Below are 19,754 nucleotides of genomic sequence, written 5' to 3' on the forward strand. Positions count from 1 at the left end.
GACATGACGGCGAGGACAGCTCGCTCAAGCGGAGTTCGATGAACCGGTCGGCCGGGTCAGGTGATCCCCCGGCGTCGGAGGATGTCCTCGATCTCCTCCATGCCCTCCAGGGGGTCCGTCTCCTTCGAGCCCTTGCCAACCGCCTTCGGCGGGCGCTTGCCCTCGGCGTCGCGACCGCCTGCCCGCGCCCTGCCGGCGGTCTCACCGCCACCGGCCGCGCCCGCCTGGCGAGCCTCACGGCGGCGCATCGCGGCGGCCACCGGGAACGCGATCGCGGCCACCCCGAACAGCGCGAGACCAATCCAGACGGTGGGACTGAACGCGAAGCGGCTGATCCACCGGACGACCTCAGCCCCGACCGTCCACAGCAGGCGAACCATGCCGGTCAAGTAGACGGCCATCGGCAGGACGGCCCATCCGATCAAGCGCAGGCCGGAGGCCGCGCCACGCCGGCGAAAGGCCAGGAACGCCGCGACCAAGCCCACGAGCGTCAGACCAGCGCAGATCGGGAACCAGACCACGGCGTCGAATCCCACCGGCGTCTCCTCGCGTCCTCTCCACGGCCGACGCGGTCCATCCTGCCCCCTTCACCGCGGGAACGCACGGGGGTGATCCCGGGCTCTTCCCTGACTTTGCGCGCAGGGTGCCCGTCCCGCGCCCTCAGCACGAGCCTCAGGACGAGAGGTCCAGGGCACCCACCTAGAAGGGCACTGCCGGCAAGGTCACGTGCGAGCGGTTGAGCTCCTCGACCTTGGACACGCCGAGCAGCTGCATGGTCCGGGTGATCTCGCTCGCGAGGATCTCCACGGCCCGCTGGACGCCTCGTTCTCCACCGGCCATCAGCCCGTACAAGTACGCCCGACCCACGAGCACGGCCTTCGCCCCCAGCGCGACGCCCGCGACGATGTCGGCACCGCTCATGACACCGGTGTCGACGAACACCTCGGCCCGGTCACCCACCGCGTCGACCACCTTGGGCAGCAGCTCCAACGGCACCGGTGCGCGGTCGAGCTGACGACCACCGTGGTTCGAGACCACGACCGCGTCCGCGCCCAGGTCGACCACGCGACGGGCGTCCTCGACGTTCTGGATGCCCTTGACCACCAACGACCCCGACCAGGTCTCGCGCAGCCACGCCACGTCGTCGAAGGTCACCGTGGGGTCGAACATGTGGTTGATCAGCTCGGCCACCGTGCCCGGCCACTCCGACAGCGAGGCGAACGACAGTGGCTTGGTGGTCAGGAGGTTGAACCACCACGAGGGGTGCATCGCCATGTCGATGAGCGTCCGCGGCGTCAGCGAGGGCGGGATCGTCATGCCGTTGCGGACGTCCCGCAGCCGCGCACCAGCGACCGGGACGTCGACGGTGAGGACCAGCGTGGTGTAGCCGGCGTCCTTCGCCCGCTGCACGAGGTCCTTTCCGGCGTCGCGATCCGTCCAGATGTAGAGCTGGAACCACTTGTCGGCGGAGGGGGCAGCCGCGGCGACGTCCTCGATCGAGGTGGTCCCCAGCGTGGACAGGGCATAGGGGATGCCGGTCCGTTCGGCGACCCGCACGACCGCGGTCTCCCCCTCGTGCTGCATCATCCGCGTGAAACCGGTGGGCGCGAACGCGAACGGGTACGCCGACGGGCGCCCCAGGATCGTGGTGCTCGGGTCCACCTTCGACACGTCACGCAGGACGCCGGGGTTGAACTGCACGCGGCGGAACAGCGCGCGGGCGCGGCGAAGACTGATCTCCTCCTCCGCCGCCCCATCGGTGTAGTCGAACGGCCCCTTAGGGGTCCGGCGCTTCGCGATCGCCCGGAGGTCGGCGATGGTGAGCGCTCGGTCGAGCCGCCGCTTGGTGAGGTCCAGTTCAGGACGCCGGGTGCGGATCAGGGGTCGCAGCTCCGACCAGCGAGGCAGTCGGCGTTCGGTCATGAGGAACTCTCCCTTGGTCGGACGGGTGCTCAAGCGCGCGTAGGAGTTCCAGTCGGCCGGCGGCCACCTGGGCCACCACCGCCTCCGCCATGCATGCGCGGATTGTGTCACAGCAAGAGACTGGCCGGGGCGCTCGACAAGCGCCCCGGCCAGTCGTGGCCGCGATGGCGTACGCGGGCCCGGTCGTGCGTTACGCCGCCCGACGCAGCCGCAGCGTGACGATCTGGAACGGCCGCAACGCCAGCTCGACACCACCGTCGACGACCTCACGGTCGGCGGTCGGACGCTCCAGCAGGTCCGTCTCCTGCGCGGACGCCAGCTCGAACGAGGTGGTGAGCCGCGCGGTGGCTCGGCCGCCGTGCGCCTCGTAGAGCCGGACAACCACGTCACCGGAGCGGTCGTCGGCCAGCTTCACCGCCTCGACCACCACCGCCGGGTTGTCGACCTGCACCAGCGGCGCGACGCCGTGCGCGCCGATCACCGTCCGCTCCGGGAGGTTGATCCGGTACCCCTCCTCGATCGCCTCGGGGATGCCGGCGCCGGGCACCAGGGCGTAGGAGAGCCGGTGCACGCCCTGGTCGGTCACCGGATCGGGGACCCGTGGCGCCCGCAGCAGCGAGAGCCGGACCGTCGTGGTCGTGCCGCCGTCGGGACGCACGTCCCGAGTGACGTCGTGGCCGTACGTCGAGTCGTTGACGAGCGCGTGGCCGTAGCCGGGCTCGCCCACGTGGATCCAGCGGTGCGCGCAGATCTCGAACTTCGCCGCCTCCCACGAGGTGTTCGTGTGGGTCGGCCGGAACACGTGCCCGAACTGGGTCTCCGACGCCGAGTGGTCGGCACGGATGTCGAGCGGGAACGCGGCTTTGAGGAACTTCTCCTTCTCGTGCCAGTCGATCTCGTTGTCGACGTTCACCTGGCACTCGCCGGCGCGGACCCGCACGGTCTGCGTGATCCGCGACGACCCGAAAGACCGGGTGACGGCGACCGCGACCTCCTCGGGGGTCTCGCGTACCACCTCGATCGAGTCGACGTCGACCAGGTCGGTCACCTTGTTGCGGTAGAAGGCGTCCACGTCCCAGGCGTCCCACATGTTCGGCGTGTCGACGTGGAGCTGCAGCAGGTTCCCGGCCGCGCCCGGCGCGATCGCCTCCCGACCCGACTCGATCTCGTACACCGACGTGAGCAGGCCACGCTCGTCGATGGTGACCCGGACCAGCCCGTTGTCGAGCACGAGCGAACCGCCGTCCCGGGTGAGGGTGACGGCCGGGGCGTGCGAGCCGCCCTGGACCGCGGCGCCCATCGCGGGCACTCCGGCACGCGCGTGCGGCGCGGCGTTGAAGACGATCGGCTGCGTGCCCTCGCCGGCCAACGCCCGCTGCGCCCGCTCGATGATCGCCTCCAGCTCCTTCGCCAGCCGGGCGTAGGTCTCCTCCGCCTCGCGGTGCACCCAGCGGATGGAGCTGCCCGGCAGGATGTCGTGGAACTGGTTGAGCAGGACCGCCTTCCAGATGCGGTCGAGGTCGTCGTACGGGTAGTCCAGCAGCCCGGCGACCGCGGCCGTCGCCGACCACAGCTCCGCCTCGCGCAGCAGGTGCTCGCTGCGCCGGTTGCCCTGCTTGGTCTTGGCCTGCGAGGTGTACGTGCCCCGGTGCAGCTCCAGGTACAGCTCGCCCACCCAGACCGGCGCGTTGGGGTACTCCTCGTGCGCCTGCTCGAAGAAGCGCTCCGGGTGGTCGATCGTCACCGTCGGCGAGGACTCGAGGTCGCGCAGGCGCTTGGCCCGGGCGAGCATCTCCCGGGTGGGCCCGCCACCGCCGTCGCCGTGCCCGAACGGCAGCAAGGAGCGGGTGCCGCCGCCCTTGTCCTGGTAGTTGCGCTGGGCGTAGGCGAGCTCCTTACCGGTGAGCTGGCCGTTGTAGGTGTCGGCGGGCGGGAAGTGGGTGAAGATCCGGGTCCCGTCGATGCCCTCCCACCAGAACGTGTGGTGGGGGAACTTGTTCACCTGGTTCCAGGAGATCTTCTGGGTGAGGAACCACCGGTGTCCCGACAGCTTCACCAGCTGCGGGAGCGCCGCCGAGTAACCGAAGGAGTCCGGCAGCCACACCACGGTCGTCTCGACGCCGTACTCGTCGAGGAAGAACCGCTTGCCGTACACGAACTGGCGGGCCATCGCCTCCCCACCCGGCATGTTCGTGTCGGACTCGACCCACATGCCGCCGATGGGGATGATCTGACCGCGCGCGACCGCCTCCTTCAGCCGCGCCCACACCTTCGGGTGGTGTTCCTTCATCCAGGCGTGCTGCTGGGCCTGGGAGAACGCGAACTTGAACTCCGGGTGGTCCGCCGCGAGCGTCGTCACGTTGCAGACGGTGCGAGCGACCTTGCGGACCGTCTCCCGGAGTGGCCACAGCCACGCCGAGTCGATGTGGGCGTGGCCGACCGCGGTGATCCGGTGGGCGGAGGCGTACGCCGGCTTGGCGAGCACGCCGGCGAGCTGCTCGCGGGCGGCCGCCGCTGTGCCCGGGATGTCGTCGTAGTCCAGGGCGTCGAGGGCGCGCTCGAGAGCACGCAGGATCTCCGCCCGACGCGGCAGGTCAGCGGGAAGCTCTCGGCGCAGCTCGTCGAGCACCTGGATGTCGAGCAGGAGGTTCCAGACGTCGACGTTGAGGACCGCGAGCTCGGCGCGCCGGATGTGGTAGAGCGGGTCGGTCCCGGCGGTCTCCTTGTCACCGAGGTGTGTGGGCGCGAAGTCCGGCCAGCTGATCACGGTCGGGTTCGCCGCGGCCTCGACGTAGACCTGGAACTCCGCGCCGCCCTTCGCGGTCGCCGTCTCGGCGTCGGAGGCGGCGCCCGAGCACAGGCCGGCGATCGGGATGTAGGTGTTGTCGGGGTTGAGGCCCTTGATCGGCTCGCCGCTCGGGGTGTAGACGAGGCCCTCGGCGGAGAAGCCCGGGCCGCCACCGAAGCCCAGGTCGACGACCGCCTCCACCCGCTTGCCGTCCCACTCCTGCGGGACGCGTCCGGTGAGGCGGAACCAGCTCGTCCCCCACGGCGGGCCCCACGGGTCCCCCACCGCGGCCGGCTTGTAGTCGGCGGCCAGTGCCTCGCTGACCGGGACGGGCTCTCCCGGGGCGTGCCACACCTCGATGTCCAGGGGAACGGTCTCGCCGTAGAGGGCAGGCCGCAGGCGCTGGCGTACCGCGCGCTCGAGCCGCGCCTCGACGAGGCGTTGGTCGTCGTGCATGAATCCTCCGAACGACGGTTCAGGAGCGGGTTGGCGCAGACGCTAGTCGAGGACCCCGTGTCCGGAATCGGCCAGACCGGAGTTTCGGCTCTCGCCGCCGACGCTTCCGACCGTCGTGGGCGACGCCCGCGGCGCTCGTCGACGAGAACTCAGCGCTCGTCGACGAGAACTCAGCGCTCGCCGACCGAGGGCTCAGCGTTCGCGTCCCAGGGTGCTCTCCCGGGCGACCAGCTCGAACGTCGCGAAGACCTCCTGCGGGCCACGGCCGTCGGCCTGCCCCGCCGCCCCACTGACGAGCTGCTGGTTGAGCAGGTCGACGGCAAGGCGCGCGATCTGGCGCTTGTCGGGCGACACGGTGGACAGCGTGGGCACGGAGTACTGGCCGTCCTCGATGTCGTCGAACCCGATGACGGCGATGTCGTCGGGCACCCGCACGCCGTGGTCGGCGAGGGTGCGCAGGGCGCCCAGCGCCAGCAGGTCGTTGAAGCAGAACACCGCGTCCGGTCGCGGGGTGCGGTCGAGCAGACGAGCCATCGCGGCCGCGCCGTCCGCGCGGTGGAAGTACGTGGTCGAGGCGACGAGGTTCTCGTCATAGGGCAGACCGGCCGCCTCGAGCGCCTCGCGGTAGCCGCGCAGCCGCAGTCTGGCAGTGACGCCGGCCGGAGCCAACTGCGCGCCGATGGCGGCGATCCGTCGACGACCGAGACCGATCAGGTGCTCGGTCGCGGCCCGACTCGCCGCGACGTTGTCGATCACCACGTGATCCGCCGGGCCCTGGTGGATCCGCTCCCCCAGCAGGACGAGCGGGGTCGCGTCGGTGCGTTTGGCCAGGTCGGCCGCGGTCAGCGCTAACGGGCTGAAAATGAGGCCGTCGATGAGCTGTCCACGCAGCCCGTCGAGGATCTGCCGTTCGCGGTCGGGCTCTCCCTCGGTCTGGTCGACCAGGACGGTCCAGCCGTACCGCTCGGCCTCGGCCACGAGGTGCCGGGCCAACTCGGCGAAGTACGGCACGTCCAGCTCTGGCACCGCCAGCGCGATGACGCCGGTGCGTCCGCGGCGCAGGCTCCGCGCGGAGAGGTTCGGGCGGTAGTTGAGCCGGGCGATCGCGTGCTGGACCCGACGACGCGTCTCCGGCCGGACATGGATGTAGCCGTTGACCACGTTGGAGACGGTCTTCGGAGACACCCCGGCGAGCCGAGCGACATCACGTAACGTCGTCCGCATCGCGGCTACTCTCCTCGCCGGCGTTGTCTGGGTCCAGGCCCTATTGTGCGCGAGCGGCCGCGAACACGCCGCCGCCGGCCCCGTGCACGCGCCCCGATCGGCGACCGCCGGTCGCCGTGTCCGCCCGCCTCCTCCGCGCGTCGTCCGCGCGTGTCACTGTCCGCGTTCGCCGGCGACGAGATCACCGCCTCAGGACGTGGTGCCAGGACGCGGGCGGCCTCGCCGCCTAGACTCGAACCGCGGATTCGTCTCGCCCTCACCAGGGACGCCACGAGTCCACGGCGGACCCGGACCCGTCTCGCCGCATTCCATCGCCCGCAGGCCTTCGACCCTCGTCTCGAGCGAAGACCACGGCCCCGTTCACGACTCTCCCATGGTGATGGACCGTTACGACATCGTCGCCCGGCACTCCGTGCACCGCACCCGTCCCGACCCGCACGAGCCCCTGTCGGTGGGGAATGGCGAGTTCGCCTTCACCTTCGACGTCACCGGCCTGCAAACCATCCCCGACTTCCATGCCGACGGCATCCGGCTGGGCACGCAGGCCCAGTGGGCGTGGCACTCCGCGCCCAACCCGGAGGAGTTCCGGCTCGAGGACGTCTACACCGCCTACCGAACCCTGGACGGCCGGATCGTTCCCTACGCCACCACGCCGCCGGACAGCGACCAGCTCACCCAGCGCCGCGGACGCGCCTGGCGCTGGTTGCGCGAGAACCCGCACCGCATTGACCTCGGCCGCATCGGCTTCGTCCGCGCCGACGGGTCGCCGATCCGCGTGGAGGAACTGCGCGAGACGAGCCAACGCCTGGACCTCTGGCGAGGCCGGGTCGAGAGCCGGTTCCAGCTGGACGGCACCCCCGTGCACGTCACCACCGCGTGTGATCCCGAGCTGGATCTTTTGGCGGTGCGGGTGGAGTCACCCCTTCTCGCCCGCGGCGATCTCGCAGTCGGCATCCGCTTCCCCTACGCCGTGGGCGACTGGCGCGACCCGCGTGACTGGGATGCGGTCGACCGGCATGCCAGCGAGGTCACCGTGCGCGGCTCGCGCGCCGACGTTCGGCGAGTGCTCGACGACGACGTCCACTACGTCGCGTTGACCTGGTCGCCGGGCGCACGGCTGAAGCAGGTGGACCGGCACGAGTTCCTCCTCCACGCCGAGGTGAGCCTGCTCGAGTTCACCGTCGGCTTCTCTCCCACCCCCATCGTCGGGACCGGGCCGAGCGTCGCCGACGTGCTGGCCGCGGCCGAGACCAGCTGGGCGGAGTTCTGGGCGGCCGGCGGTCAGATCGACTTCTCCGAGTGCACCGACCCTCGCGCGGCCGAGCTCGAGCGGCGGGTGATCCTCTCGCAGTACCTCACCGCCGTCCACTGCGCGGGGTCGCTGCCGCCCCAGGAGACCGGGCTGGTTCCCAACAGCTGGCGGGGCAAGTTCCACCTCGAGATGCACTGGTGGCACAGCGCCCACTTCGCCTTGTGGAACCGCGTCCACCTGCTCGAGCGCAGCCTCGGGTGGTACGAGTCGCATCTACCCAAGGCTCGGGAGTGGGCACGTCGCCACGGCTACGCGGGCGCCCGCTGGCCCAAGCAAGTCGGTCCGGACGGACGCGAGACGCCGAGCGACATCGGTGCGGTCCTGATCTGGCAGCAACCGCACCCCATCTACCTGGCCGAGCTGGTGTGGAGGTGCCGACCCGGTCGACGGACGCTCGCGCGCTTTGCCGACGTGGTCTTCGCGACTGCCACCTTCATGGCTTCCTACGCCACGTTCAACCCTGACCGAGGATGCTTCGTCCTCGGCCCGCCGTTGGCCTCCGCGCAGGAGAAGGCCACCCCGAAGCGACAGGTCACGCGCAATCCAGCCTTCGAGCTGGCCTACTGGCAGTGGGGTCTGCGGACCGCACAAGCCTGGCGAGAACGGCTCGGCCTGCCGCGTGTGGACGCGTGGGACGCGGTGGCGAACAACCTGGCCCCGCTACCGGTGCGAGACGGGCGCTACGTCGAACTCGAGTACCCGCCCACCGGGGACGAGGGGCACCCAACCATGGTCGCCGCGCTGGGCTTCGTCCCGGACACGGGCGTCGTCGACTCGGAGCTGATGCGCGCCACACTCCGCCACGTGCTCGACCACTGGGACTTCCAGGACACCTGGGGGTGGGACTATCCGCTCCTCGCGATGACCGCCTGCCGCCTCGGCGAGCCTCACCTCGCCGTCGAGGCGTTGCTGCTCGACACTCCGAAGAATCGCTACCTCGGCAACGGTCACAACCCGCAGCGTCCGGACCTGCCTCTCTACCTTCCCGGCAACGGAGGGCTGCTCTACGCGACCGCGATGATGGCCGCGGGCTGGGACGGCGCGCCCGACCGGCCGGCGCCGGGATTCCCTGAGACCGGCTGGCGCGTCCGCGCCGAAGGATTGTCCCGAGCTCCCTGAGGCTTACCCGCGCGGCCCGGACGCCTCCGCCGTCTCCTCCGTCGGCCGTCGCCACCGGGCGAGTCGTACGGCGACGAACCCGACGGCCGCGGCCACGACGAGCGCGAGGACTCCCTTGGAGTACATGCCGACGTACTCCTCGACCACTCGCCAGTTCTGCCCGAGCGCGTAGCCGGCGAGGATGAACGTGGTGTTCCAGATCAGGCTGCCAACGGTGGTGAAGAGCACGAAGACGCCGAGGGACATCCGCTCGAGACCGGCCGGCACCGAGATCAGGCTGCGGAAGATCGGCACCATCCGACCGAGCAGGACCGCCTTGCGCCCGTGCTTGACGAACCAGGCTTCGCTCCGGTCGAGGTCGTGCAGCGTCAGCAGCGGCATGCGCGCGACGATGGCGCGCAGCCGCTCACGGCCCACCAGCGCGCCGATCGCGTAGAGGACCAGGGCGCCGACCAGCGACCCCATCGTCGTCCACACGACGGCGGCGAGCAGGCTCATCTCGCCGCGGCTGGCGGTGAACCCGGCGAGCGGGAGGACGACCTCGCTCGGCAGCGGAGGAAAGAGGTTCTCCAGCGCGATGAGGATGCCGGCGCCCGGGGCACCCAGCCGCTCCATCACGTCAGTGGCCCACGTGGCGATGGTGTCCGCCAGCCCGGGGGACGCTGCTTCCGTCGTGTCGATCACGCCCACCACGCTAAGGGTCGTCCTCCCACGGTGACGACCCGCCCCACCATGGTCGGCGCCTCGGCCGTCCCTGGCTCGACCAGCGCCCCGGCGCTAACGGCGGACAGTGGGCATGCCGAGCAAGACGCCGCCGCCCCGCGAGTCCGCGGCGTCGGTGTGGCGGGCCTCCCAGATGTCGCCGGCGCGCGTGCGGCGGACCGCCAACGGTCGCTCGTCAGCGATGAGGTGGTGGGGAGCGGCGCGGGTGATCCTCACCCGGACGAAGTCCCCTGGCCGGATCGCGCCGCTCCCGGCGTCCTCGCCGGGGTTGAAGTGCACGAGCCGGTTGTCGGGAGCGCGCCCGCTCAGCCGTCGCGTCGCGGCGTCCTTACGTCCCTCGCCCTCGGCGACGAGCACCTCGACCTCGCGACCGACCAGGGCGCGGTTCTCCGCCCAGGCGATCTCCTCGACCAGCGCCACCAGACGGTCGTAGCGGTCTTGGACGACCTCCTTGGGCACCTGGTCGGGCATCTCCGCGGCGGGCGTTCCAGGACGCTTGGAGTACTGGAACGTGAACGCGCCCGCGAACCGCGCCTCCCGGACGACGTGGAGCGTCTCCTGGAAGTCCTCCTCGGTCTCGCCCGGGAAGCCCACGATGATGTCGGTGGTGATGGCGGCCTCGGGCATCGCCTCACGAACCTTGCGCACGATGTCGAGGTAGCGCGCCTGCCGGTAGGAGCGTCGCATCGCCCGCAGCACACGGTCGGAGCCCGACTGCAGGGGCATGTGCAGCTGGGGCATGACGTTGGGCGTCTCCGCCATCGCGGCGATGACGTCGTCGGTGAAGTCCCGCGGGTGGGGCGAGGTGAAGCGGACGCGCTCGAGTCCCTCGATCTCGCCGCACGCGCGCAGCAGCTTGCCGAACGCGAACCGGTCGCCGAACTCCACGCCGTAGGCGTTGACGTTCTGTCCCAGCAGGGTCACCTCGAGGACGCCTTCCGCCACGAGCGCTTTGATCTCAGCGAGCACCTCGCCCGGTCGGCGGTCCTTCTCCTTGCCGCGCAGGGACGGGACGATGCAGAAGGTGCAGGTGTTGTTGCACCCGACGCTGATCGCCACCCACGCGGCGTAGGGGGACTCCCGCCGGGATGGCAGCGTGGAGGGGAACGTCTCGAGGTAGTCCTTGATCTCGACCTGCGCCTCTCCCAGGACGCGCGCGCGTTCGAGGAGGACCGGCAGCGAGCTGATGTTGTGGGTGCCGAAGACGACGTCCACCCACGGTGCTCGGCGGACGATCTCGCCCTTGTCCTTCTGCGCAAGGCAGCCACCCACCGCGATCTGCATGCCCGGCCGCCGTGCCTTGGTGGGCGCGAGGTGCCCGAGGTTGCCGTAGAGCCGGTTGTCGGCGTTCTCGCGCACCGCGCAGGTGTTGAAGACCACGACGTCGGCGATCTCGCCCTCCGGCGCACGCACGTAGCCGGCCTCCTCGAGCAGCCCGGCCAGGCGCTCGGAGTCGTGGACGTTCATCTGGCAGCCGAAGGTCCGCACCTCGTAGGTGCGGGCGCTCGCGGCAGTGGACTGAGGATGGTCAGACATGGCCGTTCCAGCGTACGGTCGCGCCGTGGTCTGACGGCAGCCAGGCCACGTGTGACGCGTTGACGCCCGGACCCGATCGCCTGGCCGCGACCAGATCCCCAGCCGACGCGTCTCGCCACCTTCTGATCACTTTACGTAGTCGGGCGCTCGGCCATCTCTTGTGTTTCGGGCAAACGCGACATGATCATTCGTTTCAGTCCGGCTACGGTGCGCCCTCGCGTCTCGCGCACGTCATAGAAGGCCTGTACCTTCGCCTGTCATGACAGACACGAGCGCGCGTAGCCACGCTCCCGCTCCTCGGTCCGGACGCCCGGTGGTCCAGCTGACCAAGGTCAACAAGTACTTCGGCGACCTCCACGTCCTCCGCGACATCGACCTGTCGGTCGGATCCGGCGAGGTCGTCGTCGTGATCGGGCCGTCCGGCTCGGGCAAGTCCACCCTGTGCCGGACGATCAACCGGCTGGAGCCGATCGACTCTGGCGAGATCCGCATCGACGGTCAGCCGCTGCCGGCCGAGGGACGGGCCCTCGCTCAGCTCCGCGCCGACGTCGGCATGGTCTTCCAGTCGTTCAACCTCTTCGCGCACAAGACCGTCCTCGAGAACGTCACCCTCGGCCCGATCAAGGTCCGCAAGAAGCCGAAGGGCGACGCCGAGGAGAAGGCGATGCAGCTGCTTCGCCGCGTTGGCGTCGCCAACCAGGCGACCAAGTACCCTGCCCAGCTCTCGGGCGGTCAGCAGCAGCGCGTCGCCATCGCCCGCGCCCTGGCCATGGAGCCGAAGGTCATCTTGTTCGACGAGCCCACGTCGGCGCTGGATCCAGAGATGATCAAGGAGGTGCTCGACGTCATGGTCGACCTCGCCCGGGGCGGCATGACCATGGTCGTCGTCACCCACGAGATGGGCTTCGCGCGCAACGCCGCCGACCGGGTGGTGTTCATGTCCGACGGCCAGATCCTCGAGGACCGGACACCGGAGGAGTTCTTCGATGCCCCCCGCACCGACCGGGCGAAGGACTTCCTCTCCAAGATCCTGCAGCACTGAACCCTGATGCGACACGCCAGGAAAGGGGCGTCATGCGAAACATGAAGCTACGGCTGCTGGGAGTGGGCGCCGTCGCCGCGCTGCTGCTCAGCGCCTGCGGTGGCGGTGGCAACGGTGTCGACGTCGAGGTCGCCGAGAACCCCAACTTCCCTGAGGGGTCGACCATGGCGAAGCTCGCCGACGCCGGCAAGATCACGATCGGCGTCAAGTACGACCAGCCAGGGATCGGCTACCTCGAGCCCGGGGCGGACGCTCCCACCGGCTTCGACATCGAGATCGGCAAGATCATCGCCGCGAAGCTCGGTATCCCGCCGGAGAACATCACCTGGAAGGAGACGGTCTCGGACAACCGTGAGCCGTTCCTCCAGAACGGCACCGTCGACCTCGTGATCGCCTCGTACTCGATCACCGACGAACGCCGCAAGGTCGTCGGCCAGGCCGGCCCGTACTACGTCACCGGCCAGCAGCTGCTGGTCCGTGAGGAGGACAAGGAGAGGATCACCGGCCCCGAGCAGCTCGCCGACGTCAAGACCTGCTCGGTGAAGGGCTCCACCTCGCTGAAGAACGTCGTGGAGGACTACAACGCCGAGCCTGTCCCCTTCGACACATACTCCGACTGCGTGACCCAGCTGCTCAACGGGTCGGTGGACGCGGTGACCACGGACGGAGCCATCCTCCTCGGCTACGCGGCGCAGAACCCCGACAAGCTCGAGGTCGTGGGCGAGCCGTTCAGCGAGGAGCGCTACGGCGTCGGCTTCAAGCACGGCGACACCCAGATGTGCGAGTTCATCACGGACACGTTGAAGGAAGCGATGGAGGACGGGACCTGGGCCGAGGCGTTCGAGGCGACGCTCGGCCAGTCGGGTGTGGAGACGCCCGAGCCGCCGGCCCTCGACCCCTGTTCGTGAGCTGGCCTGTCCGATGCCCGGCGTTTGCGCGCCGGGCATCGGCATGGCCGGATGACACCTGCCTTGGAGGGATGACCTGACGTGTACTGGACCGAGCTGGGGTCCCGCCTCGTCGAGGGGTTCACCGTCACCCTGCAGCTTCTGGTGGTGTCGGCCCTCATCGCGACAGCGCTCGGCACCGTCCTCGCCGCGATGCGGGTCTCGCCGATCCCGCCGTTGCGGGCCTTCGCGACCGCCTACGTGACCGTCTTCCGCAACACTCCTCTCGTCGTCCTCTTCCTCATCGCCGTGGTCGCGCTTCCGGAGCTTGGCCTGCTGCGCGGCAGCTTCTTCTGGCGAGCGGTCGTCGCCTTGTCCGTCTACACGGCCGCCTTCGTGTGCGAGGTGCTGCGCTCGGGCATCAACACCGTGCATACCGGCCAAGCGGAGGCCGCCCGGTCCCTCGGCATGACGTTCACCCAGTCGCTGCGCCTGGTCGTCCTGCCGCAGGCCTTCCGCGCGGTGATTCCTCCCCTGGCGAGCGTCTACATCGCCTTGACCAAGAACACCTCCGTCGCGTCCGCGTTCGGTATCACCGAGGCCACCTACCAGCTCAGCGACCTGATCGAAGACTTCCCCGGGTCGCTCTACTACTCCTTCCTCGGGATCGCGGTCGGGTACGTCGCGATCGTGCTCGTGATCTCCGGGGTCGCGGCCTTCCTCGAGCGTCAGGTGGCGGTGACGCGATGAGCGCGGTGCTGTTCGACGTCCCAGGTCCCAGAGCACGCTTCCGTCACCGCGTCTACACCGTGCTCGGCACCCTCGGTTTGCTCGCGCTGCTGGCGTGGGTGCTGTGGACGCTGTGGGAGCGGGAGCAGATCACCCCGGACAAGTGGGAAGCCTTCACGCGAGTCCCCATCCTGCGCGCCTTGGCCGAGGGCTTGGCCACCACGTTGGGCGCGGCAGCGATGGCGATCGCCCTCGCCATCGTGTTCGGAGCGGTCTTCGCCGCCGGTCGCCTCTCCGACCACGGCTGGCTGCGCCTGCCCAGTGTCGTGGTGGTGGAGTTCTTCCGGGCCGTCCCGCTCCTGCTCCTCATCCTCGCCATCTACCTCGGGTTCGGCTCGGTCCTGGGCACCTTCTGGTCCCTCGTGCTCGGGCTGACGTTGTACAACGGCTCGGTGCTCGCGGAGATCTTCCGCGCCGGGATCCTCGCCGTGCCCAAGGGCCAGAGCGAGGCGGGCTACGCGCTCGGCCTGCGCAAGTCGCAGGTCATGTCGCTGGTCCTGGCGCCACAGGCGGTCCGGTCCATGCTGCCCGCGGTCATCAGCCAGTGCGTGGTCGCGTTGAAGGACACCGCGCTGGGCTACGTCATCGGAGCGCCGGGCATCGTCAACGTCGGCGAGCGGATCTACATCCAGCCGATGTACCAGAACCCGCTCGCCGTGGGTCTGGTGCTCGCGGCGGTGTTCATCGTCATCAACTACACGCTGTCCAGACTCGCCCAGTGGTTGGAGGCGCGTCTGCGGCGCGAGGGGCGTCGCGTCGTCGACGTCACCGCCATACCGGGCGCGGGCGACGCCGGCCAGGGCGCCTGAGCCCCGGGTCAGTCAGGGATCGCGTCGTGCGGGCTGGCTCGACGCGAGCCCAGCCGGCGGTCAGAAGAACTCCTGGAGCCACGGGGTACGACCGCCGAACGCGCCCTCCAAGGCGGCGAGCTCGGCCTCGTCCGCACCGTCGAGCAGGCCGAGGCGGCGCAGCCGACGCGGGTTCGCCCAACCGGTGTACAGGGCGGCGAGCGGGCCGATCCCCACTCGCACCTGGCCTCGCCCGCCGGGCTCGAGACTGCCGTGGCCGTCCTTGACCCGCAGGACGTATGCGCCGGCGTTCCACGGGGCTGAGTCGTCGTGGACGTCGAGGTGCACCTCGACGTCGACGTCCTCGCGATATCCCCGCGCGGCGACCGCGCCGCGCGCGTCGACGAGGCGGGTCATCCAGCACCAGCCGAGGCCGGTGGGTCGAAGCATCCGTTCACCGAGGTACAGCGGGGTCGCGGCGGACTGGTGGAGGACGACCGTCGCCACCTCCGCGACGGGGTGGTACGACGAGAGCAGGCGGAAGAGCTCCAACTCGGCGTCGAGGTCGATGGCCGCGTAGGTCCGCACGGTCAAGGTGTAGAAGCCGCGGTCGTCCGGCGCGTCGCCGCGCGCAACGGTGACGAACCCGACGACGCGACCCTCCCGCTCGGCGACGTAGACGTCCTGGTGCCCCTCGTACGGCAGCATGCGCCTACGCGCGAACTCCGGGCCGTGCCAGAGGCTTCCCGGCTCGTCCCGCCAGACTTCCTCGTGGAGGCGCCGCAGCGCGGGCAGGTCGGCGGGCTCCGCGGGACGGATCGTCGCGCGCCGTCTGGGCGCGGGCAGCGCCTGAAGCGCCCCGAGGTCGAGTCGGCTCTCTGGGTGGGCGCCCGCGACCTCCCAGCCATGTCGACGGTAGAGCCTGTGGTTCATCGGGAACAGCGTCGAGATGGTCTCGCCACGCTCCCGCATGGCCTGAAGCGCCTCGCGCAGGAGCGCGCTCGCCACCCCTCGGCCACGCGCGAACGGCTCGACGGCGACCCCGGCCACCCCGCCCATGGGCACCCGACGGCCGCCGAACCACTGGCCCATCTCCCAGACCGCGAGCTTTCCGACGATCCGGCCGTCCTCGCAGGCGACGAGGCGTCGATCGAGCGGGGTCGTCGAACGGTCGTCCGCCTCCTCGTAGGGCGCGGGCCGAGCCGCGAACGCCTGCTGGCTCAGCCTGTGGAGGGCCTGACGCTCGTCGTCACGTGCGGTTCTCACCTCGATCGCCATGAGCCCACACGCTAGCGACTGACACATCGGGCTCAGACGCCCGCGCGTCGCGGCCGCTTCCGCTGGGGGCGGCTCCCATCACGTGGAGCCGCCCATGTGTCAGTCGTCGGCGGGGCTCTCCACCGCGTCCTCCAAGGCGTCGACGGCATCGCCCAGCGCCTCGACCGCCGACCGCTCGTCGTCGGTGAGGTTGCCGTCCCTGTCGTCGAGAACGTCGCGAATCGCGCGGAAAGCCATGGCCGGCGAGTAGCCCTTGCGCACGAGCATGGCCATGAGCCTGCGAGTTCGCGTCCGTCCGTCGAGGTGGCTGACGGCGCGCAAGCGGCGCGTCACGAGGGCACGCGCGGTGGCCAGCTCCGTCTCCGGAGAGAGTCGCCCCACGGCTGCGTCGACATGCTCCTCGTCGACACCTCGCCGCCGCAGCTCGTGGGCGAGCGCACGGCGAGCCAGCCCGCGACCCGCGTGCCGGGACTCCACCCAGGCGCGGGCGAACGCGGCGTCGTCGATCAGCCCCACGTCGGTGAAGCGGTCCATGACGCTCTCGATCACCGGGTCGGGAATGCCGCGCCTCCGCAGGACGCGTTCCAGCTCCGCGCGGGTCCTCGGCTGGTGAGCCAGCAGCCGCATCACGATGGCTCGCGCCCGCTGCTCGGGATCGGCCTGGATGTCGCGACCGTCGTCGGAGAGCGCGCCGTCGGCACCTCGCGTTCGCTCGGCGGACAGGTCACCGCGGACGGAGCGGCGCCGCCGGGCTCGATGATTCACCACAGCTCCTCATGCTGCTCGTCGAGCGCCGCTCCGCGGAATCCCCTCAGAAGTCCTCCGGCTCCTCAGCGGGAGTGTCGACCCGCGGACCGATGCCGAGCTTCTCCTTGATCTTCTTCTCCAGCTCGTCGGCCAGCTCAGGGTTGTCCTTGAGGAACTTCCGAGCGTTCTCCTTGCCCTGACCGAGCTGGTCACCTTCATAGGTGTACCAGGCACCAGCCTTGCGCACGATGCCGTGCTCGACACCGAGGTCGACGAGGTTCCCCTCGCGGCTGATCCCCTCACCGAACAAGATGTCGAACTCCGCCTGCCGGAACGGTGGCGCCAGCTTGTTCTTCACCACCTTGACCCGGACCCGGTTGCCCACCGCGTCCTGGCCATCCTTCAACGTCTCGATGCGCCGGACGTCCAGCCGGATCGACGCGTAGAACTTCAACGCCTTGCCGCCCGTCGTGGTCTCGGGCGACCCGAACATGACGCCGACCTTCTCTCGGAGCTGGTTGATGAAGATCGCCGTGGTCTTGGAGGCGCTGATCGCACCGGTGAGCTTACGGAGCGCCTGGCTCATCAAGCGCGCCTGGAGACCGACGTGGCTGTCCCCCATCTCACCGTCGATCTCCGCCCGCGGGACGAGAGCGGCCACGGAGTCGACGACCACGACGTCGAGCGCCCCGGAACGGATGAGCATGTCGGCGATCTCGAGGGCCTGCTCGCCGCTGTCGGGCTGCGAGACGAGGAGGTTGTCGGTGTCGACGCCGAGCTTGCGCGCGTACTCGGGGTCGAGGGCGTGCTCAGCGTCGATGAAGCCCGCGACACCGCCGGCTCGCTGAGCGTTGGCCACCGCGTGCAGCGCGATCGTGGTCTTGCCCGAGCTCTCCGGACCATAGATCTCGACCACACGTCCGCGCGGCAGGCCGCCGATGCCGAGGGCCACATCGAGCGCGATGGAGCCCGAAGGGATCACCTCGATGGGGGCGCGCCCCTCCTGGCCGAGACGCATGACCGCGCCTTTGCCGAACTGCCGCTCGATCTGCGCGATCGCCGCGTCGAGCGCCTTCTCTCGATCATGAGCCGCCATGCTCGCCATCCCGGATGAGTCGAAAGGTCGTCGAGAACCCCGCGTCTTCTTCTGGGCCGTCTTCTCCGTCACACCGCCGACGGTAGAGGTAGCTACCGACAGCCGCCCATCCCCCTCGGACGGCTGTGGACGGCGCCGCCATCCCGTGGCCTTGTGGACCAAGTCCGGCGGAGCCGACGGCAACTCGCCGTCGACGTCGAAGCCACTCTACGACGCCTGAGCGAACAGACGTTCGAAGGGTCGCGGTACGCCGGCCCGTGTCGCGGCGAAGGCACGCGTAGCGTGCGCCGGCCGATGCGTGCCAGCCGGTGCGTGCCGGGTGGAGCAGGCGACGCGAACCCGGGAACATCGTCGCCCGCGGCCACCGTTGCGAGAAGGCGGGAGCGGACGGGGCCGGCGGCCCAGCGGACGACGCCGGGCGGGCTCAGCGCTCGGACGGCGGAAGCTCCAACGCCCGCCACACCGCCCGCCAGACGTCCTTGGTGTCCCAGCCGGCTTCGAGGGCCTGCAGGACGGTACGCTCACCCAGGTCGGCGAGGACCTGCTCGCGTGCCCACGTGCGGGCGTAGCCCGCGCCGAGGTGCTGGTCCATTCGCTCCCAGAACTCCGTCAGCCGCACCCGTCCAGTATCCGACACGGAACGAAGAGGTTCATTCGGGCGATGCCGTCGACGTGGCACGACGTGCGCCGGCACCCGGGACCCCCCTCGCGGACACCTGGGCGGACGGCGGACGATGGACATCGACTGATCCGAGCCCGGTGCACGTCCACCGTCGCGACGTGCCGACCTGTGACGACCTGGAGGGCGTCATGCAGTGGTGTGTCCTGCTCAAGTACGGCGAGCTGGCACTGAAGGGACGCAACCGCTGGAGGTTCGAAGAGACCCTTCTGCGCAACCTCACCAACACGCTCGCCGACCTCGACGGCGTGCGGATCCGCCGTCGCCACGGCGTCCTCCTCGTCCAGGGCGCGCCGCTACCCACCCTGCTCGAGCGGGCTCAGCTGGTGCTCGGCGTCGCCCTCGTGAACCCCGCCGTCCTGGTCAAGCCGGACATGGCCGCCATCGAGAAGACGGCGGTGGAGCTGCTCCGCGACAAGCGGGACGTCACCTTCGCGGTCCGACCTCGGCGCCGGTGGAAGGGGTTCGAGGCCCGCTCCCAAGAGATCGCCATCCGCGTCGGCGACCGGATCCGCACCGAGCTCGGGCTCAAGGTCGACCTCACCCACCCCGACGTCGAGCTGGGCATCGAGGTCGACCGGTACGAGGCGCTCCTCTACACCGAGAAGCTGCCCGGCCAAGGCGGGCTTCCCGTCGGTGTCAACGGTCGGGCGATCACCCTCCTCTCGGGGGGCTTCGACTCGCCGGTCGCGGCGTACCGGGCCATGCGACGTGGACTGTCCACGGACTTCATCCACTTCTCCGGTATGCCGTTCACCGGTCCGCAGTCGGTCTACAAGGCGTACGCCTTGGCCTCCCAGCTCGACCGCTTCCGGGGCGGCGGATCTCGGCTGTGGGTGATCTCGTTCGGCAACGCGCAGCGCTCGCTCGCCACGGCGGGCGCCGGCAAGCTGCAGGTGCTCGCCCAGCGGCGGCTCATGGTCCGGGTCGCGTCGCGGCTCGGCGCGCGGATCGGCGCCCAGGCGGTCGTCACGGGCGACTCGCTCGGCCAGGTCTCCAGCCAGACGCTGCCGAACCTCGTCGCCGTCGAGGCCGCCGCTGAGCTCCCGGTCCTGCGGCCGTTGCTGGGATGGGACAAGACCGAGATCGTCGCGGAGGCGGAGCGGATCGGCACCGCGGAGATCTCCAAGCTCCCCGACGAGGACTGCTGCACGCTGTTCGCCTCGCCGCTGGCCGAGACCCGGGCCGATGTGGCCGAGCTGGAGAAGATCGAGAGCCGCCTCGAGCTCGACCCGCTCATCGACGACCTCATCGCCGCGGCGAAGCTGCACGAGCTCGGCACCCAGCGCGACCGTACCGTCTCCGGGGCCACCTCAGGGGCCGCCTCAGACACTGCCTCAGGGGCCGCCTAGGAGAGCTGCCTGGAG

Annotated in this window: 16 protein-coding genes; 6 read left to right on the forward strand and 10 right to left on the reverse strand. The window is 70.2% G+C overall.

Translation table 11 applies throughout. The features are described from left to right. Window positions 1-56 precede the first annotated feature (56 nt). From DFJ64_RS02115 to DFJ64_RS02130, 4 genes are all read right to left on the reverse strand, one after another. A complete protein-coding gene (locus tag DFJ64_RS02115; RefSeq protein WP_115848910.1) occupies window positions 57-536 on the reverse strand; it encodes a cellulose synthase in 480 nt (159 codons plus the stop codon). A gap of 163 nt (window positions 537-699) precedes the next feature. Continuing rightward, window positions 700-1,923 (reverse strand): alpha-hydroxy acid oxidase, encoded by a 1,224-nt coding sequence (locus tag DFJ64_RS02120; RefSeq protein WP_115851753.1) that lies wholly within the window; start codon window positions 1,921-1,923, stop codon window positions 700-702. 190 nt (window positions 1,924-2,113) lie between these two features. Further along, window positions 2,114-5,167, reverse strand: a complete 3,054-nt coding sequence (locus tag DFJ64_RS02125) for an alpha-mannosidase (RefSeq protein ID WP_115848911.1) — start codon at window positions 5,165-5,167, stop codon at window positions 2,114-2,116. Between the two features lie 192 nt (window positions 5,168-5,359). Continuing rightward, window positions 5,360-6,391, reverse strand: coding sequence for a LacI family DNA-binding transcriptional regulator (locus DFJ64_RS02130; RefSeq protein ID WP_115848912.1), 1,032 nt, complete (start codon window positions 6,389-6,391; stop codon window positions 5,360-5,362). 373 nt (window positions 6,392-6,764) lie between these two features. Between DFJ64_RS02130 and DFJ64_RS02135 the strand changes: the two genes are divergently transcribed. Next, window positions 6,765-8,822: a hypothetical protein gene (locus DFJ64_RS02135; RefSeq protein WP_115848913.1), complete on the forward strand. Its 2,058-nt coding sequence runs from the start codon at window positions 6,765-6,767 to the stop codon at window positions 8,820-8,822. 3 nt (window positions 8,823-8,825) lie between these two features. On the opposite strand, the gene DFJ64_RS02140 is transcribed toward DFJ64_RS02135, so the two are convergent. Together DFJ64_RS02140 and miaB are read right to left on the reverse strand one after the other, a co-directional pair. Next, window positions 8,826-9,506, reverse strand: coding sequence for a DedA family protein (locus DFJ64_RS02140; protein ID WP_245940909.1), 681 nt, complete (start codon window positions 9,504-9,506; stop codon window positions 8,826-8,828). 93 nt (window positions 9,507-9,599) lie between these two features. Further along, on the reverse strand, window positions 9,600-11,081 hold the full coding sequence (gene miaB, locus DFJ64_RS02145; RefSeq protein WP_115848914.1) for a tRNA (N6-isopentenyl adenosine(37)-C2)-methylthiotransferase MiaB: 1,482 nt from the start codon (window positions 11,079-11,081) through the stop codon (window positions 9,600-9,602). Window positions 11,082-11,340: 259 nt separating this feature from the next. Here miaB and DFJ64_RS02150 point away from each other — a divergent pair, with 259 nt between their 5' ends. From DFJ64_RS02150 to DFJ64_RS02165, 4 genes are all read left to right on the forward strand, one after another. After that, window positions 11,341-12,123, forward strand: a complete 783-nt coding sequence (locus DFJ64_RS02150) for an amino acid ABC transporter ATP-binding protein (RefSeq protein ID WP_115848915.1) — start codon at window positions 11,341-11,343, stop codon at window positions 12,121-12,123. Between the two features lie 32 nt (window positions 12,124-12,155). Beyond that, window positions 12,156-13,031, forward strand: a complete 876-nt coding sequence (locus DFJ64_RS02155; protein WP_115848916.1) for a glutamate ABC transporter substrate-binding protein — start codon at window positions 12,156-12,158, stop codon at window positions 13,029-13,031. Window positions 13,032-13,112: 81 nt separating this feature from the next. Further along, window positions 13,113-13,760 (forward strand): amino acid ABC transporter permease, encoded by a 648-nt coding sequence (locus DFJ64_RS02160; RefSeq protein ID WP_115848917.1) that lies wholly within the window; start codon window positions 13,113-13,115, stop codon window positions 13,758-13,760. Further along, window positions 13,757-14,608, forward strand: coding sequence for an amino acid ABC transporter permease (locus DFJ64_RS02165; RefSeq protein ID WP_115848918.1), 852 nt, complete (start codon window positions 13,757-13,759; stop codon window positions 14,606-14,608). Before DFJ64_RS02160 ends, DFJ64_RS02165 begins: the two co-directional genes overlap by 4 nt. 60 nt (window positions 14,609-14,668) lie before the next feature. Here DFJ64_RS02165 and DFJ64_RS02170 read toward each other — a convergent pair whose 3' ends face one another. From DFJ64_RS02170 to DFJ64_RS02185, 4 genes are all read right to left on the reverse strand, one after another. Continuing rightward, the gene (locus tag DFJ64_RS02170; RefSeq protein WP_170152469.1) at window positions 14,669-15,865 is read right to left on the reverse strand and encodes a GNAT family N-acetyltransferase; all 1,197 of its coding nucleotides are present in this window, start codon (window positions 15,863-15,865) and stop codon (window positions 14,669-14,671) included. 99 nt (window positions 15,866-15,964) lie between these two features. Beyond that, a complete protein-coding gene (locus DFJ64_RS02175) occupies window positions 15,965-16,630 on the reverse strand; it encodes a regulatory protein RecX (RefSeq protein WP_245940910.1) in 666 nt (221 codons plus the stop codon). Between the two features lie 46 nt (window positions 16,631-16,676). Next, on the reverse strand, window positions 16,677-17,708 hold the full coding sequence (gene recA / locus DFJ64_RS02180) for a recombinase RecA (protein WP_115851756.1): 1,032 nt from the start codon (window positions 17,706-17,708) through the stop codon (window positions 16,677-16,679). 424 nt (window positions 17,709-18,132) lie between these two features. Next, window positions 18,133-18,327, reverse strand: coding sequence for a DUF3046 domain-containing protein (locus DFJ64_RS02185; RefSeq protein WP_115848920.1), 195 nt, complete (start codon window positions 18,325-18,327; stop codon window positions 18,133-18,135). Window positions 18,328-18,488: 161 nt separating this feature from the next. Between DFJ64_RS02185 and thiI the strand changes: the two genes are divergently transcribed. Further along, a complete protein-coding gene (gene thiI / locus DFJ64_RS02190; RefSeq protein WP_245940911.1) occupies window positions 18,489-19,739 on the forward strand; it encodes a tRNA uracil 4-sulfurtransferase ThiI in 1,251 nt (416 codons plus the stop codon). Window positions 19,740-19,754 lie beyond the last annotated feature (15 nt).

Source organism: Thermasporomyces composti (assembly GCF_003386795.1).
Lineage (GTDB): Bacteria > Actinomycetota > Actinomycetes > Propionibacteriales > Actinopolymorphaceae > Thermasporomyces > Thermasporomyces composti.